The sequence below is a fragment of the Sphingomonas sp. SphC10 genome (assembly GCF_057004845.1).
On sequence record NZ_CM168044.1, the window covers coordinates 3391634 to 3407876 of the forward strand.

Annotated in this window: 14 protein-coding genes; 7 read left to right on the forward strand and 7 right to left on the reverse strand. The window is 67.5% G+C overall.

The window, feature by feature from the left end; genetic code table 11:
• Position 1: 1 nt before the first annotated feature.
• Positions 2-1786, reverse strand: a complete 1785-nt coding sequence (locus ACWKSV_RS15630) for an ABC-F family ATP-binding cassette domain-containing protein (RefSeq protein ID WP_076714840.1) — start codon at positions 1784-1786, stop codon at positions 2-4.
• Between the two features lie 119 nt (positions 1787-1905).
• Between ACWKSV_RS15630 and ACWKSV_RS15635 the strand changes: the two genes are divergently transcribed.
• The 3 genes from ACWKSV_RS15635 (at position 1906) to ACWKSV_RS15645 (ending at position 4334) form a co-directional block, all read left to right on the forward strand.
• Positions 1906-2217 carry a PepSY domain-containing protein gene (locus ACWKSV_RS15635; protein WP_076717881.1) on the forward strand — a complete coding sequence of 104 codons (312 nt, stop codon included), beginning with the start codon at positions 1906-1908 and terminating at the stop codon, positions 2215-2217.
• A 46-nt stretch (positions 2218-2263) separates the two neighbouring features.
• Positions 2264-2953: a response regulator transcription factor gene (locus ACWKSV_RS15640; RefSeq protein ID WP_056430910.1), complete on the forward strand. Its 690-nt coding sequence runs from the start codon at positions 2264-2266 to the stop codon at positions 2951-2953.
• Positions 2954-3023: 70 nt separating this feature from the next.
• Entirely contained in the window at positions 3024-4334 is a 1311-nt protein-coding gene (locus ACWKSV_RS15645; protein ID WP_483666926.1) for a sensor histidine kinase, read from the forward strand.
• Positions 4335-4703: 369 nt separating this feature from the next.
• Here ACWKSV_RS15645 and ACWKSV_RS15650 read toward each other — a convergent pair whose 3' ends face one another.
• Complete coding sequence (locus ACWKSV_RS15650) at positions 4704-5705, reverse strand: LLM class flavin-dependent oxidoreductase (RefSeq protein ID WP_076714844.1); 1002 nt, start codon at positions 5703-5705, stop codon at positions 4704-4706.
• A gap of 49 nt (positions 5706-5754) precedes the next feature.
• Complete coding sequence (locus tag ACWKSV_RS15655) at positions 5755-8046, reverse strand: S8 family peptidase (protein ID WP_261340775.1); 2292 nt, start codon at positions 8044-8046, stop codon at positions 5755-5757.
• A 170-nt stretch (positions 8047-8216) separates the two neighbouring features.
• Between ACWKSV_RS15655 and ACWKSV_RS15660 the strand changes: the two genes are divergently transcribed.
• Positions 8217-8879: a pyrimidine 5'-nucleotidase gene (locus ACWKSV_RS15660; RefSeq protein ID WP_076714846.1), complete on the forward strand. Its 663-nt coding sequence runs from the start codon at positions 8217-8219 to the stop codon at positions 8877-8879.
• 2 nt (positions 8880-8881) lie between these two features.
• Positions 8882-9709: a 2,3,4,5-tetrahydropyridine-2,6-dicarboxylate N-succinyltransferase gene (gene dapD, locus ACWKSV_RS15665; protein ID WP_076714848.1), complete on the forward strand. Its 828-nt coding sequence runs from the start codon at positions 8882-8884 to the stop codon at positions 9707-9709.
• A 405-nt stretch (positions 9710-10114) separates the two neighbouring features.
• On the opposite strand, the gene ACWKSV_RS15670 is transcribed toward dapD, so the two are convergent.
• A complete protein-coding gene (locus ACWKSV_RS15670; protein ID WP_076714850.1) occupies positions 10115-11656 on the reverse strand; it encodes a glycine betaine ABC transporter substrate-binding protein in 1542 nt (513 codons plus the stop codon).
• Positions 11653-12408, reverse strand: a complete 756-nt coding sequence (locus ACWKSV_RS15675) for an ATP-binding cassette domain-containing protein (protein ID WP_076714852.1) — start codon at positions 12406-12408, stop codon at positions 11653-11655. The genes ACWKSV_RS15670 and ACWKSV_RS15675 overlap by 4 nt, the downstream gene beginning before the upstream one ends.
• A gap of 159 nt (positions 12409-12567) precedes the next feature.
• Between ACWKSV_RS15675 and glpX the strand changes: the two genes are divergently transcribed.
• Positions 12568-13542: a class II fructose-bisphosphatase gene (gene glpX, locus ACWKSV_RS15680; RefSeq protein WP_056430890.1), complete on the forward strand. Its 975-nt coding sequence runs from the start codon at positions 12568-12570 to the stop codon at positions 13540-13542.
• Between the two features lie 134 nt (positions 13543-13676).
• On the forward strand, positions 13677-14396 hold the full coding sequence (locus ACWKSV_RS15685) for a CPBP family intramembrane glutamic endopeptidase (protein ID WP_083706538.1): 720 nt from the start codon (positions 13677-13679) through the stop codon (positions 14394-14396).
• 127 nt (positions 14397-14523) lie between these two features.
• On the opposite strand, the gene ACWKSV_RS15690 is transcribed toward ACWKSV_RS15685, so the two are convergent.
• Both ACWKSV_RS15690 and ACWKSV_RS15695 read right to left on the reverse strand, forming a co-directional pair.
• Positions 14524-15285 (reverse strand): ABC transporter permease, encoded by a 762-nt coding sequence (locus tag ACWKSV_RS15690; RefSeq protein WP_058745464.1) that lies wholly within the window; start codon positions 15283-15285, stop codon positions 14524-14526.
• Positions 15282-16214: an ABC transporter ATP-binding protein gene (locus ACWKSV_RS15695; protein ID WP_076714854.1), complete on the reverse strand. Its 933-nt coding sequence runs from the start codon at positions 16212-16214 to the stop codon at positions 15282-15284. The genes ACWKSV_RS15690 and ACWKSV_RS15695 overlap by 4 nt, the downstream gene beginning before the upstream one ends.
• Positions 16215-16243: the final 29 nt, after the last annotated feature.

The window sequence follows — 16243 nt, forward strand, 5'->3', positions numbered from 1 at the left end:
ATTACCCTGCCAGCGCCTCGACCTGCTCGGCCAATTCCAGCCAGCGCATCTCGGCCTCGTCCTTTTCGTCGCGCGCCTTTTCGATCGCCTTCATCAGGCGGTCGAACTGGGCCGGGTCCTTGGCATAGAGATCGGGATCGGCAAGCTTCGCCTCGTCGCGCGCGATGCCCGCCTCCAGCTCCTCGATCCGCTTGGGCAGCAGTTCATAGTCGCGCTGATCCTTGTAGCTCAGCTTAGTCTTTGCCTGCACCGGCGCGGCGGGCGAGGGGGCGGCCTTGGCCGGGGCCTTTTTCGCTTCCGGGGCGGCCTTGCGCTTGGCGACCCAGTCGGCATAGCCGCCCGCCACCACATCGACACTGCCCGACCCGTCGAGGCCGAGCGTCACCGTGACCGTGCGGTCCAGAAAGTCGCGATCGTGGCTGACGATCAGGACGGTGCCCTCATAATCGCCGATCACTTCCTGCAGCAGGTCCAGCGTCTCCAGGTCGAGGTCGTTGGTCGGCTCGTCGAGGACCAGCAGGTTGGACTCGCGCGCGAACTCGCGGGCCAGCAACAGGCGCGAGCGCTCGCCGCCCGACAGGGTGCCGATCTTCGCCTCGGCCAGCGAGGGGTCGAACAGGAATTCCTTCAGATAGCCGTGGATATGCTTGCGCACGCCCCGCACGTCGATCCAGTCGCCGCCGTCCGCCAGCACCTCGCGCACGCGCTTTTCCGGGGCCATCAACTTGCGCTGCTGGTCGATGATCACGCCGTCCAGCGTCTTGGCCAGGAAGACGCTGCCCTCGTCGGGCTGGATCTCGCCGGTCAGCAGGCGGAGGAGCGTCGTCTTGCCCGCCCCGTTCGAGCCGACGATGCCGATCCGGTCGCCGCGCGTGACCTTCAGGCTCAGGTCCTTGATGATCGTGCGGTCGCCATAGCGCTTGGTGACATGCTCGGCCTTGATGACCTCCTTGGTCTTCACATCGTCCGACGCGATGCCGAGCTTGGCGGCGCCCTGGGGCCCGATCATCGCGGCACGGGTGGCGCGCATCTGGACCAGCTTTTCCAGACGGCCCTGGTTGCGCTTGCGCCGCGCGGTCACGCCGCGGTGGAGCCAATGCTCCTCGATCTTGAGCTTGGCGTCGAGCTTTTCGGCGGCGCGCTGTTCCTCGGCATAGACCTGTTCGGTCCAGGCATCGAAGCCGCCGAAGCCGACCTCGTTGCGCCGCATCTGGCCGCGATCGAGCCACAGCGTCGACTTGGTCAGGCGGGTCAGGAAGGTACGGTCGTGGCTGATGACGATGAACGCGCCGGTGAAGCGCTTCAGCCAGTCCTCCAGCCATTCGATCGCGGCAAGGTCGAGATGGTTGGTCGGCTCGTCGAGCAGCAGCACGTCCGGGTTCATCGCCAGCGCGCGGACGATCGCCGCGCGCCGCCGTTCGCCGCCGCTGGCGGTCAATGCCTCGCGCGTCAGGTCGATGCCGAGCTGTCCGGCGATGGCATCGGCCTCATAGGCTTCCGGCGCGTCGTCGCCCGACAGGACATAATCGCCCAGCGTTGCGCACCCGGCCAGATCGGGGTCCTGTTCGAGATAAACGACATGGGTGCCCGGCACGATCACGCGCCGCCCTTCGTCCGAATCGATGATCCCGGCCATCAGCTTCAGCAGGGTCGACTTGCCCGCCCCGTTGCGCCCGATCAGCGCGAGCCGGTCGCGCGGACCGACATGGATGTCGAGATGCTGGAAGAGCCAGCCCGAACCTTGTACAAGGCCCAGGTCTTCGTAGGAAAGAACGGGTGCTGCCATGATGGCCTTGCAGTTAGGGGCGGATGCGGAACCCGGCAAGCACCCCAAGCGCTGTCGCGCGGCTGCATGATCCATTCAGAGGCTGTTCAACGGTTGACCGCTATGCCAATTTCATGTCGATGACCGTCCTTCTGGCTCTGCTCGCCGCACCGATGGGTTCGCCGCCGCTGATCGAGGCCCCGATGGGAATGGGCGCCGATCAACGTCGCGGCGACCAGATGCGCGCCTATCAGCAGCGCAAGGAAGGCAATCTGTCGCTGCGCGAGATCGAGGCGCGGGTCGTGCCGACCATGCGCGATTCGCAATATATCGGTTTCGATTATGATGCGGGTGCGTCGGTTTACACGCTCAAATTCCTGCGCAATGGCACGGTGATCTGGGTGGAGGTGGACGGCCGCACCGGCAAGGTCATCGGCCGAACCGACGGCTGATGACCGGCTTGTCGGTCAGCCCCATAGAAATACAGGGAGTTTTGCGATGCGCGTTCTGATCGTCGAGGACGAGCCCAATCTCGGCCAGCAGTTGAAGGCCACGCTGGAAGGCGCGGGCTATGCCATCGACCTCGCCACGGACGGCGAGGAAGGGCATTTCCTGGGCTCGACCGAAAGCTATGACGCGATCGTGCTCGACTTAGGGTTGCCCGAGATTGACGGGCTGACCGTGCTCGACCGCTGGCGCAAGGAGGGCAAGACCACGCCCGTCCTCGTCCTGACCGCACGCGACAGCTGGTCGGACAAGGTGGCGGGGCTGGATGCGGGGGCCGACGACTATGTCGCCAAGCCGTTCCAGACCGAGGAGCTGATCGCCCGCCTGCGCGCGTTGATCCGCCGGGCCAGCGGCAATGCCTCGTCCGAGCTGACGGCGGGTGACGTCCGCCTCGACACGCGTTCGGGCAAGGTCACGCGGGCGGGCGAGCCGGTGAAGCTGACCGCGCAGGAATATAAGCTGCTCAGCTATCTGCTCCATCACAAGGGCAAGGTGGTCAGCCGCACCGAGCTGATCGAGCATATCTACGATCAGGATTTCGATCGCGACTCGAACACGATCGAGGTGTTCGTGACGCGTATCCGCAAGAAGCTGGGACAGGATGTCATCACCACCATCCGGGGCCTGGGCTACAGCCTGGATGATCCGGCGGCGGGGGCTGTGGCGGGTTCGGCGGCCTGATCCGGCTTTTTCCGTGACGGAGGGACATACACCGCGCCGGACTTTGCGCACGGGATCGCTGTCACGCCGCATGATCCTGATCGCCGCCGGGTGGATCCTGGTCCTGCTGGCAGGCGGCGGCTTCGCGCTCGACCGGGTGCTGGTATCCGCCGTCACGCAAAATTTCGACGACCGCCAGGCCTATGTGCTGAAATCCTTGCTGGTGTCCGCCGGGATCGACTCGCAGGGAGAGGTCTGGTTCAACCGCGAGCCAGCCGATCAGGGGTTTCTGGAGCCCGGCTCCGGCGTCTATTGGCAGGTTTCGGGCAAGGGTTATGACCCCTTCCCGTCGCGATCGCTCTGGGATCGGCGCCTCGCCTATGGCCCGGCGCGCAACGACGACGACATTCACGTCTATAACAGTACCCAGTTTCCGGACGAAAAGCTGCGTATCGTCGAACGGGACGTCAAGCTGCCCGGATCGGATGTCCGCTGGCGTTTCCAAGTGGCGCAGCGAACGACTGAGCTGGACGCACAGATCGGCGCATTGCGCCGCATCCTGGTGCGCAGCTTTGCGCTGCTGGGCGTCGGCCTGTTGCTGATGGCGGCGATGCAGACCTTTTACGGCCTCTATCCCTTGCGCCGCGTGCGCGAGGAGATTGCGGCGATGCGCGCCGGAAAAGCCGATCGCATCTCCGACGCGATGCCCAACGAGGTCGCGCCGATGGTCGAGGAGCTGAACGCGCTGATCGAGCATAACGAGAAACAGGCCGAGGAGGCGCGGCGTCATGCGGGCAATCTGGCGCATGCGCTCAAGACGCCGCTGACCGTCATCATGAACGCGGCGACCGCCCAGTCCGAGGATCTGGCCGAAACGGTGATCCGCGAGGCGCGCACGATGCGCCGCCAGGTCGACCACCATCTGGCGCGCGCCCGCGCGGTCGGACGACGCGGTTCGGCGCACAGCCGCGCCGAGGTCTGGCCCAGCCTGCAATCGGTAGAGCGCGCGTTCGGCCGCCTCTATCGCCATGTCCGCATCGACGTGGATGGGCCGAAGGACCTGGTCGTCCATGTCGAGCGCCAGGACCTGGACGAGATGCTCGGCAATCTGGTCGAGAACGCCGCCAAGTACGGCGGCGGCAGCGTCTTCGTGACGGTGGGTGCACAGGCCGGGTTCGTCGAAATCCTGGTCGAGGACGACGGCACCGGTATTCCGGAAGACCAGCGCGTCCGCATCTTCGATCGCGGCGTGCGGCTGGACACGGGCAAGCCGGGGACGGGCCTGGGCCTCGCCATCGTGCGCGACGTGGCCGAAATCTATGGCGGCACCGTGGCGCTGGAGGAAAGCGAGGATTTGGGCGGCCTGCTGGTGCGGCTCCGGCTTCCGGCGGCTGTGGGGTGATTTCGGTTCGCGCGAAGCCGCGATGGCGTGAAGAGGATTGTGTTCGCGCAGAGGCGCTGAGGACGCAGAGGTGTCGGGTAAGTGGCTGGGCCAAATCGCCCCGTCTTATGTCTTTGCTGACGGTATGACGGATTTCATTCCTCCCCTGTAAGGGGAGGGGGACCGTCCGGAGGATGGTGGAGGGGTGTCCCCTATCGACAGCGCGACACCCCTCCGTCAGCGCTTCACGCTGCCACCTCCCCTTGCAGGGGAGGAATGAGGGGAGGGGACTCTGTTCAAGAAGCCAAACCCCCTCCGCGTCCTCCGCGCCTCCGCGCGAACCATCCTCTTCTCTTCGTATCGTCGCGGCTTCGCGCGAACCCCAACAGTTCAGGCCGCCACCATACCCAACGCGTCCATCGCGCGCGCCGCGATCCCGATGGACCGTTTCCGTGCCGCATGGTCGAAGATCGAGCTGACGATCATCACCTCGTCCACCTTGGTCCGCTCGACAAAGGCCGCCAGCTGCCGCTCCACGCTCGCAGGCGAGCCAATGGCCGAGCAGGACAGGACATGGTCGAGGATCGCCGATCCTTGCATCCCCAGGCTTTCGCGATAGCCGGGGACGGGCGGGGGCAGCTTGCCGGGGTTGCCGGTGCGCAGCGCGACGAAGGCCTGTTGCTGCGAACTGGCCAGCAATTCGGCTTCGGCGTCGGTATCGGCGGCAAAGACGTTGAAGCCCGCCATCGCATAGGGCTTGTCGAGCATTGCCGAAGGTCGGAAATCGCGACGGTAGATGGCCAGGGCATCGTCCAGCGCGTCGGGCGCGAAGTGCGAGGCGAAGGCATAGGGAAGGCCCAGTGCGGCGGCGAGCTGCGCGCCGTAGAGGCTCGACCCCAATATCCACATCTGCGGTTTCGCGCCCGCGCCGGGCGTTGCCACGATGCCGGTCTGCCCGTCATCGGCGAAATAGCTTTGCAGCTCCATCACGTCGCGCGGGAAGGCGTTGGGATCGCTGTCCAGCGTCCGGCGCAACGCGCGGGCGACGCGCTGGTCCGATCCCGGTGCGCGGCCGAGCCCCAGGTCGATCCGGCCGGGGAACAGCGCATCGAGCGTCCCGAACTGCTCCGCGATGGTCAGCGGCGCATGGTTGGGCAGCATGATGCCGCCCGCGCCGATGCGGATCGTCTTCGTCGCCTGCCCGACATGCGCCAGCACCACGGCGGTCGCGGCGGACGCGATGCCCGCCATGCCATGATGCTCGGCGGTCCAGTAACGGTGAAAGCCGACCGCTTCGGCATGGGCGGCGAGGGCGGCGGCGTTGGCCAGTGCCTGGGCCACGGTGCCGCCCTCGACGACGGGCACCAGATCGAGCAGGGAATAGCGTGTCATATGAGGAAGATGGGGACGATCTGCCGCCCCCGCCAGCCAAGACCGCGTATCAGAAGGTCAAGCCATACTTCACCGCCATGCCCCGCTCGGGCGGCAGCATCGCGATGTTGCCGGGGTCACGCCGCCAGAACAGATGCGTCGACCACTCGCCCCCGCCCAGCCGGATGCCATGGCGCAGCTCGACCAGCGTTTCCTGCCCCGTGGGGGCCAGCGAAAGACGGTTGCTCGTCCAGCCATCGACCTGCCCGCTGGCATAATCCCAATGACCGGGCAGCCGCAGGTCCAGCCCGCCGCCACTGACCCGCAAGGGCCGCGACAGGCGCAGGTCGATCCGGTCGTGGCCGAACAGTCCGGCCTTGCCCGCCTCGACCGACCAGGCGCGGCTGGCCAGCATGCCGCCGCCCAGGCCCCCGATCGCGCGGGTCCAGCCGCTGCGCCAGCGAGCCCCCAGCGTCCAGCCGCCATCGTCCTGCCAGCGCGCGGCCCCGTCGGCGAACCAGCTGAGCCCACGTGCCTGGCCCAGCGCGCCGCCGAACCAGCCGCCCAGCACGGTCGATTGCTCGTCCAGCCGGGTCACGCCCAAGGTCGCGGCGATAGGCCCCAGCCTGCGGTCGAACGTCACCGTCATCTGGTCATAGCCGGGCGCAGCCATGCCGGGCATCGGCGCGGCGAAGCGGCCATTCTCGGCCGCGACGCTGACGCCCACCCGGCCCATGACGTGATGCAAGGCTGCGGCGGCGCGGGGCGCGCGGTCCATGCCCGCGCCGGGATCGGTCATCAGATAGGCGGGGCCGGACTGGCCGGTCCATCCCGAGACCATCGCGTCGCCGGTGCTGGCAAAGCCGAATCCGATGGCGGTGTCGGGGGTGAGCGTCTGGGTGACGCTGCCCGCGACGATCCGCTGGGTGGCGCTGGGCGCGTCGGTGGGGACGATCGCGCGCAGCCGCGCCTCGCCGGACGAGGTGATCGCACGGGTCAGCGCGATCGAACGGGTGCCGTCGCTGACGACCGTGCCCTCGATCCGGCCGAGCAGCGATGGCGCCAGCATCGGGCGGGGGGCGGCCTGCGCCACCGTGCCGGATATGTCGATATGGTAGGCGCGGGCATAGCCGTCGAGCGCGACCAGGGTCAGCCCCTCCGCCCGCGAATCGCCCATCGCCGGAGACAGTCGCGCATTGACCCCCATTGAGACGGCGGCACCGGTGCCAGCCACGCTGGTGCTGCCGACCGGTCGGAAGGCGGCAGTCAGGTCCAGCGTGCCGCGACCATAGACATCGTCGGTGCCGCTCGTCCCCGCCTCGCGCGCGGTGCGCAGCAGCAGGTCGGCGATCTGCGCGCCGGTCAGGTTGGGAAAGGCCTGGGCGAGCAGGGCGACTGCGCCGCTGATCTGCGGTGCGGCAAAGGAGGTGCCCGACCAGAGGAACCGTTCGCCCTTGGCATCGGGGGCCTCCACCCGTTCGCCCAGCGCGGTCAGATAATGGGCGGCCGACTGGCCCGCCCGGTTGCTGAACGTCGAGATGGAGCCGCCCGCGTTCACCGATCCGGCGATGATGACCTGTCCGCGCGCGACCGCATTGTTGTTGGCGATCTGTGCCATCAGCGTGGGGTTGGATTCGCCGTCGTTGCCCGCCGAGATGACGATCACCATGCCCGCCGCCGTCGCCCGCCCGATCGCCGCGAGCAGCGCGCTGGGCGGCGTATCGTTGGAGCCGAGCGAGATGTTGACGACCCGCGCGCCTGCGTTGCGGGCGGTGTCCAGCCCTCGGGCGATGGCGTCGGAGGAAAAGCTGCACGTCCCGCCCAGCCCGCCATTTTCGGTGGAGCCGCCGCAACTGCCCGGCTCGTCGGCGCGCAGCGCGACCAGCGTCGCGTCGAACGCCACGCCCTGCGCCCGGTTGCCGTTGCGGCCGCCCAGGGCGGTGAAGGCGACGGCGGTGCCGTGCCCGTCCAGATCGCCGGTGCCGCGCGTCCCCGCGACATCGGCGGAGGCGCTGGAAATCCGCCCGGTAAAGGCGCCGGTGCGATCGTCCACGCCCGAATCGATGACGCCCAGGGCAACACCCGCGCCGGTCGCCCCGCGCTGATAGGCGGCCAGCGCATTCATCGCGACCGCGCCCGCCGTCGCCCGATAGCCCGCCGTGTCGTAATTCTGGGTCGGTGCAGGGGCGGGAGTGGGTGCTGGAGTCGGCGTCGGAGTTGGGGTCGGACTGGCGATCGGGGTTGGAATCGATTGGATGCCGTTGCCGCCGCCGCCACAGGCCGCGACCATCGTGCCCGCGCCGATGACCAGGCTCCAGACTGTCGCGATGCCCCCGGCACCGCGCGCTTCCCGCGCTCGCAAGCTCAGCCCCCTCATCCCATCATTCCGCCTGCCCAACCGACAGGGGTGAGCCTGATCTTTGGGATAGCATGATTTTCTTGCGCCGTCGTTAAGGGGGGGCCAGCGATGGGGCGCGGACGGGCCACGGGGCGGCTTGCGGCCATGGGGCCTCACGCCTACACGCTGCCGCCATGCTGCCCGCGCTTGCCCATATCGACGCCTGGATCTTCGATCTGGACAACACGCTGTATCCGGCGAGCGCCAATCTGTTCACACATATCGACCGGCGCATGACGCAATTCGTCAGCGACCTGCTGGGCCTGGACCCGGCCGAGGCGTTCCGGGTGCAGAAGGAGTATTTCCACGCGCACGGCACCACGCTGGCGGGGCTGATGGCCGAGAATGACGTCGATCCCGCCGCCTTCCTCGCCTATGTCCATGATATCGAGATGGACGTGCTGGAACAGGACGCGCCGCTCGCCGCCGCGCTGGCCAAGCTGCCGGGGCGCAAGCTGGTCTTCACCAATGGCGACAAGCCCTATGCGCTGAAGGTCCTCGACCGGCTGGGGCTGGGCAGCCATTTCGAGGCGGTGCACGACATCACCGCCATGGGCCTGGTGCCGAAGCCGCAGCCGTCCGCCTATGCGGGCCTGTGCGCGGCGTTCGACATCGATCCGACCCGCGCGATCTTTTTCGAGGACATGGCGCGCAACCTGGTCCCCGCCAAGGCGATCGGGATGACGACCGTGTGGGTCGACAATGGCTCCGAACAGGGGCCCGAAGCCGCCCGCGACCATATCGACTATACCGTCCACGCGCTGACGCCGTGGCTGACGAGCATATTGGAGGACTGACGATGGCACATGAACTGGCCGCCACCATCGATGCCGCCTGGGACAACCGGGCCGAGCTGAACTTTGCCACGCAGGGTGAGGAGCGGATCGCCGTCGACCGCGCGCTGGCGCTGCTCGACCGGGGCGAGGCGCGCGTGGCCGAGCCCGACGGCGATGGCGGCTGGACCGTCAACCAGTGGCTGAAAAAAGCCGTCCTCCTCTCGTTCCGCCTGAACGACAATGTCCTGATCGACAATGGTCCGGGCGCGGGCCATTGGTTCGACAAGGTGCCGTCGAAGTTCAGCGGCTGGTCGGAAGCCGATTTCCGCGCCGCCGGGTTCCGCGCGGTGCCGGGATCGGTCGTGCGCCGCGGCGCGCATGTCGCCAAGGGCGCGATCCTGATGCCGAGCTTCGTCAACATCGGCGCCTATGTCGGTGAGGGCACGATGGTCGACACCTGGGCGACCGTGGGCAGTTGTGCGCAGATCGGCAAGAACGTCCACCTGTCGGGCGGTGCCGGCATCGGCGGCGTGCTGGAGCCGCTTCAGGCCGATCCCGTCATCATTGAGGACGGCGCGTTCATCGGCGCGCGCGCCGAGGTGGCCGAGGGCGTCCGCGTCGGTGAGGGCGCGGTGCTGTCGATGGGCGTCTATCTGGGCGCCTCGACTAAGATCATCGACCGCGAGACGGGCGAAGTCTTCCGGGGCCATGTGCCGCCTTACTCGGTGGTGGTTCCTGGCACGACGCCGTCGGTGGACGGCAAGCCGGGCCTCTATTGCGCGGTGATCGTCAAGCGCGTGGACGCGCAGACCCGCTCGAAGACCAGCATCAACGACCTGCTGCGCGATTGATTGCGCTGAACGCCTGACCCTTGGCACGCCCCTCCCGTAAACGGGAGGGGATGGGGGAGGGCAAGGCCACGCGCGACGGTCTCGGTGAGACTCCTCGCCCTCCCCAAACCCAGTTTCAGGTAAACGATGCCCCGCATCGTTTAGGTCATGCCGGGGGCATGACCGACCTGAAACTCGCCTGCGGGAGGGGCTTAAGGTTCACGCGAAGCCGCAAAGTCGCGAAGAAGATTTTGGTTCGCGCGGAGGCGCGGAGAACGCAGAGGTGTCGGGCCGGCGGCAGCCTTCATCCTGCCTCTTTGGTCGGTGGAAAAAACAGGACGATCGCCCAGCGCGATCCCCCTCCGCGCCTCCGCGCGAACCAAAATCTTCCCTGCTTCGCGTCCTCGCGGCTTCGCGTGAATCAAACTACAGTCCCACCCGCTTGGCCAGCCACCGCGCCGCCGCCTCCGTGCTTTCCTTCGCTGCGTCATCGCGGTCGACCCGGTAGTTCGCCTCGCGCATCGCCTCGACGGGAATCCGATTCAGCATCGGCCGCAGCGCCTGAACGAACTTCGCGTCCCCCGCCCGGTCCTTAGCCACCAGCAGCACCGCATCGTAACCGGGGATCGCCCGTTTCGGATCGCCCAGCACGGTCAGCCGTTCCGCCGCGATCCGGCCATCGGAGGAGAAAGCCGAGATCACATCCGCCCGTCCGCTCTCCAGCGCGCGGTACATGAAGGTCGGGCTGTACGGCGTCATGCGGGCGAAGCGCAGGCCGTAAGCGTCGCGCACCGCCGCCCATTCGGGTCGGTCAAGAAACTCCAGGTCGCTGCCCAGCTTCAATCGCGGTGCAGCGGCGGACAGATCGGCGAGCGACCGCACCCCCATTCGCTGCGCCAGCGGCGCCTTCATCGCGAAGGCATAGGCATTCTCGAACCCCAGCGGCCCCAGCATCGTCACGTCGCGGGTCGCCGCCCAGTCCTTCAGCGCACCCAGCATCGCCGCGCGGGGCGGGGAATCATGCCGACGCATCGCGGTCGTCCATAAGGTCCCGGCATAATCGACATAGACGTCCACACGCCCGCCCGCCGTCGCCTCGAACGCCACGGTCGAGCCCAGTCCGTCGCGATAGCTGACGTCATAGCCCGCGCGCGTCAGCCGGTCGCCGATCAGCCGTGCCAGTATATATTGCTCGGAAAAGTTCTTCGCCCCGATCACCACCTGTCGCCGCGCATCGCCACCGCGCGGCCAGAGCGGCTGTGTCGCCAGTGCGATCCCCAATGCCAGCGCAACCAGTCCGCCCAACCACATCCAGCGCCGCCGCGTCGCCAGCCCGCGCTCGATCAGCCCGATCAGGGCGTCGACCACCAACGCCAACGCGGCGGCGGCAAAACAGCCCGCCAATACCAGCGCCCAGGCCTGGGTCTGGAGGCCCGCAAAGATCAGGTCGCCCAAGCTCGGCTGGCCCACCGTCGTCGACAGGGTGGCGGCCCCGATCGTCCACACCGCCGCCGTGCGGATGCCCGCCGCCAGCACCGGCGCGACCAAGGGCGCCTCGACCAGCCGCAGCTTCTGCGCCCGGGTCATCCCCACCGCATCGGCGGCCTGCAAGACCGCTGGGTCGAGCTCGACCAGCCCCGTCACGCCATTGCGCAGGATCGGCAGCAGCGCATAGAGCGTCAGCGCCAGCAGCGAGGGCAGGAAGCCGAGCGCCGGTATCCCGCCGCCGACCAGCCCCGACAGGCTGAGCAGCACCGGATAGAATAGCGCCAGCAAGGCCAGCGCCGGGATGGTCTGCACCAGGCTGGCGAAGCCCAGCGCCACGCGCGACAGCCCCGGCCGCCGCGCGCAGGCAAAGGCCAGCGGCACCGCGATCAGGATGCCGAGCAGCAGCGCGGCCATGCTGACCAGCACATGCTGGGCCAGCAGCGGGGGAACGCGGGTGAGGGCGTCGAGAAAGGGGCTCATGCCTGGAGCGCCGCGAGCCGTTCAGCCTGATGCCGGGGGACCGCCATCAAATCCTGCGCCGCGCTGCCGCCTTCGCCGCGTACCAGTTGGGCAGGGGTGGCATCGGCGACGATCCGGCCGGCTTCCATCACCAGCACGCGGGCGGCGGTCAGCAATGCCTCGGCCATGTCGTGCGTGACGAGGATGGTGGTCAGCCCCAGCCTTTGATGCAGTTCGACCAGCCGCCCCGCCACCGCATCGCGGGTGACCGGATCGAGCGCGCCCAGCGCCTCGTCGAGCAGCAGGATCGGCGGCTCTGTCGCTAGCGCGCGGGCGATGGCGACGCGCTGGCGCTGGCCGCCCGACAGCGCATCGGGCATACGCTGCGCCACGTCGCGCGGCAGGTCGACGAGATCGAGCAGTTCGTCCATCCGGTTTCCCACGGTCCGCCCGGCGATGCGCAGGCCGATGGCGATATTGGCCGCGACCGTCATGTGCGGGAACAGGCCATGTTGCTGAAAGACATAGCCGATGTGGCGACGGAGCAGGGGCGGGGGCTCGGCGGTCACATCCTGTCCGTCGATCAGGACCCGGCCCGTATCGGGCTGCTCCAGCCGGTTGATCATGCGCAGCAGCGTCGACTTGCCCGATCCGGATGCGCCGACCAGTGCGACGAACGCGCCCCGCTCGACGGTCAGCGACACGGTGTCGACCGCCGCGACCGTGCCATAGCGGCGGCTGACTTTCTCCAGCACGATCATCGGTTTGGGCATGGGGCCATCTTGGGAGGGAAGCGGGAACGGGTCAAACGCGGTGGCGTGCCGTTTCGCTGCACCGGCTTCGCGGCTTTCGGGCTATGCCTGTGCCGCCACGCGCGATATGGCGCCGTAAAACATGTTCAACATAGCCACGGGTCAGTGGCAGGAGAGTTTATGAGCCAGACCGATCTTCAGAGCGCCAGCCAGGTTCTCGACCGTGTCCTCGTCCTCGAAATGGTGCGCGTGACCGAGGCGGCGGCGATCGCGGCCTCGACGCTGGTCGGGCGTGGGGATGAAAAGGCGGCGGACGCGGCGGCGGTCGAGGCGATGCGCGCCGCGCTCAACGAGCTCGACATGGACGGCACCGTCGTCATCGGCGAGGGTGAACGCGACGAGGCCCCGATGCTGTTCATCGGCGAGAAGGTCGGCACCGGCAACGGCCCCGAGATCGACATCGCGCTCGATCCGCTGGAGGGCACGACCATCTGCGCCAAGGCGGGGCCGAACAGCCTGGCGGTGCTGGCGATCGCGGAGAAGGGCCATCTGCTCAACGCACCCGATGTCTATATGGACAAGATCGCGGTCGGCCCCGGCTATCCGGCGGGTGTGATCGATCTGGACCGCAGCCCCAGCGACAATATCCGCGCCATCGCCGAGGCCAAGGGCGTGGCGGCCAAGGATATCGTGGTCTGCGTGCTCGACCGGCCGCGTCACGAGGGGCTGATCGCCGAGCTGCGCGGCTTGGGGTGCGGCGTGGTGCTGATCGGGGACGGCGATGTCGCGGGGGTGATCGCGACGACCGATCCGGACACGACCATCGACGTCTATATGGGCTCGGGCGGTGCACCCGAGGGCGTGCTGGCCTGCGCCGCGCTGCGTTGCGTCGGCGGGCAGTTCAAGGGACGGCTGCTGTTCCGCAACGATGCCGAGCGGGCGCGGGCGCACAAATGGGGCGTGACCGACCTCGACAAGCAATATGACCTGACCGAACTGGCACAGGGCGACTGCATCTTCGCGGCGACCGGCGTGACCGACGGCTCGCTGCTGGCCGGGGTGAAGCGTCGGCCCAAGGTCATGACGACCGAGAGCGTGGTCATGCGCGCTTCGTCGGGCACGGTGCGCTGGGTGAAGGGGCAGCATCGGCTTTGATGTGCAATGCGTGAGGGTTCCGTCTTGACCAAGCCCCTCCCCTTCAGGGGAGGGGTTGGGGTGGGGCCTCACCTCAAACCCTGTGCTTGCGGAAGCGCCCCACCCCCGTCCCCTCCCCTGAAGGGGAGGGGTGAATGACGACGGCCGCCGCCCTCCTGCTGCTGGCCGCCTTGGCGGGCATCTGGTGGTTCCAGAAGGGCGATCTGGGCGAGTATCGGCGGTTCAGCGCGCTGAACGACAGCCATTCGCGGCGGATGCGCTTCCGGTTGTGGCTGGCGCGGTCGGCGCTGGCGTTCCTTTTGCCGGTTCTCGTCGGGCTGGCGCTGCTCGGCCGGAGCGATGCATTGGTCGTGATGCCGGACGAGTTCGCCCCTGTCGCCGCGACCATGCCGCCGATCTTCGACAGCGGCGAGGCGATGCAGGGGATGCTGATCGGCGGCGCGATCGGCGGGCTGGTCGTGGGGGCCGTGCTGGCACGCCTGCGCAAGCGCAAGCCGCTGGGCAATATTTCCGCCCTGCTGCCGCGCGAGCGGCGAGAGGTGAAATATGCCGCCGCGCTCAGCATCATGGCGGGGGTGACGGAGGAGGCGTTCTTTCGCCTCTATCTGCCGCTGCTGGTCGCGATGGCGACGGGGCAGGCGGGGATCGGCTTTGTCGCCTCGCTGATCCTGTTCGGGGCGATGCACCGTTATCAGGGCTGGGTCGGTGTGGTCGCCACCACTGCGCTGGGGGCGGTGATGACCGGGCTGTATCTGATGACCGGCAGTTTGTGGGTGGTGATGCTGGTCCATGTGCTGGTGGACCTGAACGGGTTGGTGGTGACGCCGGTACTGGGCGGGGTGCTCAGAAAGTAGATATTCCTCCCCTGTAAGGGGAGGGGGACCAGCGAAGCTGGTGGAGGGGTGTCCCGCTGTCGAGAGGGTGACACCCCTCCGTCATCGCTACGCGATGCCACCTCCCCTTACAGGGGAGGAATTACGCTCAATTCTTAAGCCGCCAGCCGGTGCGGAAGATCCAGCCGATCCATGCCAGGCACGCCAGCAGGAACAGCGCGGTCACCCCCAGGCTGACCCCCGGCGTCACGTCCGAGGTGCCGAAGAAGGTCCAGCGGAAGCCGTTGATCAGATACACGACCGGGTTGAACAGCGTCACCGTCCGCCACGGCTCGGGCAGGATCGTCACCGAGTAGAAGGCGCCGCCGAGGAAGGTGAGAGGCGTGACGATCAGCAGCGGGATGACCTGCAACTGCTCGAACCCGCGCGCCCAGATGCCGATGGCAAAGCCGAACAGCGAGAAGGTCACGGCGACCAAGAGCAGGTAGAAGAGCATCGCGACCGGGTGCAGGATCGTCAGGTCGACGAACAGATGGGCGGTCGCGAGGATGACGAGGCCGATCACCATCGACTTGCTGGCCGCCGCGCCGACATAGCCCAGCACCGTCTCGATCGGTGACAAGGGGGCGGAGAGGATTTCGTACATCGTCCCGGTGAATTTGGGCATGTAGATGCCCAGGCTCGCGTTCAGGATGCTCTCCGAAAAGATCGACAGCAGCATGAGGCCCGGCACGATGAACGCGCCATAGGGCACGCCCGAAACCTGGTTCATCGCCGAGCCGATCGCGGTGCCGAACACCACGAAATAGAGGGTCGTGGTGATGACCGGCACCATCAGGCTGGTCCACACCGTCCGACGGAACCGCGCCATTTCGAAGCGATAGATCGACCAGATGCCATGCAGGTTCATGCGCGTGTCCCCTCGACCAGATCGACGAAGATATCCTCCAGCGAGGATTTATAGGTTTCCAGATCGTTGAACCCGATCCCCAACTCACCCAGCCTCCGCAAGAGCGAGGGGATGCCGGTATGTTCGGCGCGCGCGTCGAAGATGTAGCGCAGGCGCTTGCCCTCGTCCTCCAGTGTCAGCTGCCATTCGGCCAGCGTCGCCGGGATCGCCGCCATAGGTTCGGCCAGCGTCAGCACCATCTCGCGCTTGCCGAGCTTCTTCATCATCTCGGCCTTTTCCTCGACCAGGAGCAGCTTGCCCTTGGCGATCACGCCCACCCGGTCGGCCATCTCCTCAGCCTCTTCGATATAATGGGTGGTCAGGATGATGGTGACGCCGCGCTCGCGCAGGCGGTGGACCAGTTTCCACATGTCGCGGCGCAACTCGACATCGACGCCCGCGGTCGGCTCGTCGAGGAAGAGCAGGTCGGGTTCGTGGGACAGCGCCTTGGCGATCAGCACGCGGCGCTTCATGCCGCCCGACAATTCCATCAGCTTGGCGTGACGCTTGTCCCAGAGCGACAGGTCGCGCAGCACCTGCTCGACATAGGCGGGGCTGGGCGCGCGCCCGAACAGGCCCCGGCTGAAATTGACGGTGTCGATGACTCGCTCGAACATGTCGACCGACAATTCCTGCGGCACGAGCCCGATCTTGCGCCGGGCGCCCTTATAGTCGCGCAGCGCATCATGCCCGTCGACCCGGATGGTCCCGGCCGAGGGCGTAACGATGCCGCAGACGATCGAGATCAGCGTCGTCTTGCCCGCGCCGTTCGGTCCCAGCAGCGCGAAAATCTCGCCGCGCCGGATGCTCAGATCGACCGGCTGGAGGGCGGTGAACCCGCCCTTATAGGTTTTGGTCACGCCCTCGACGGACAGGATCGGGTCGGTCATGCGGCAGTCCCCCGTTGGAAGACCGCCGC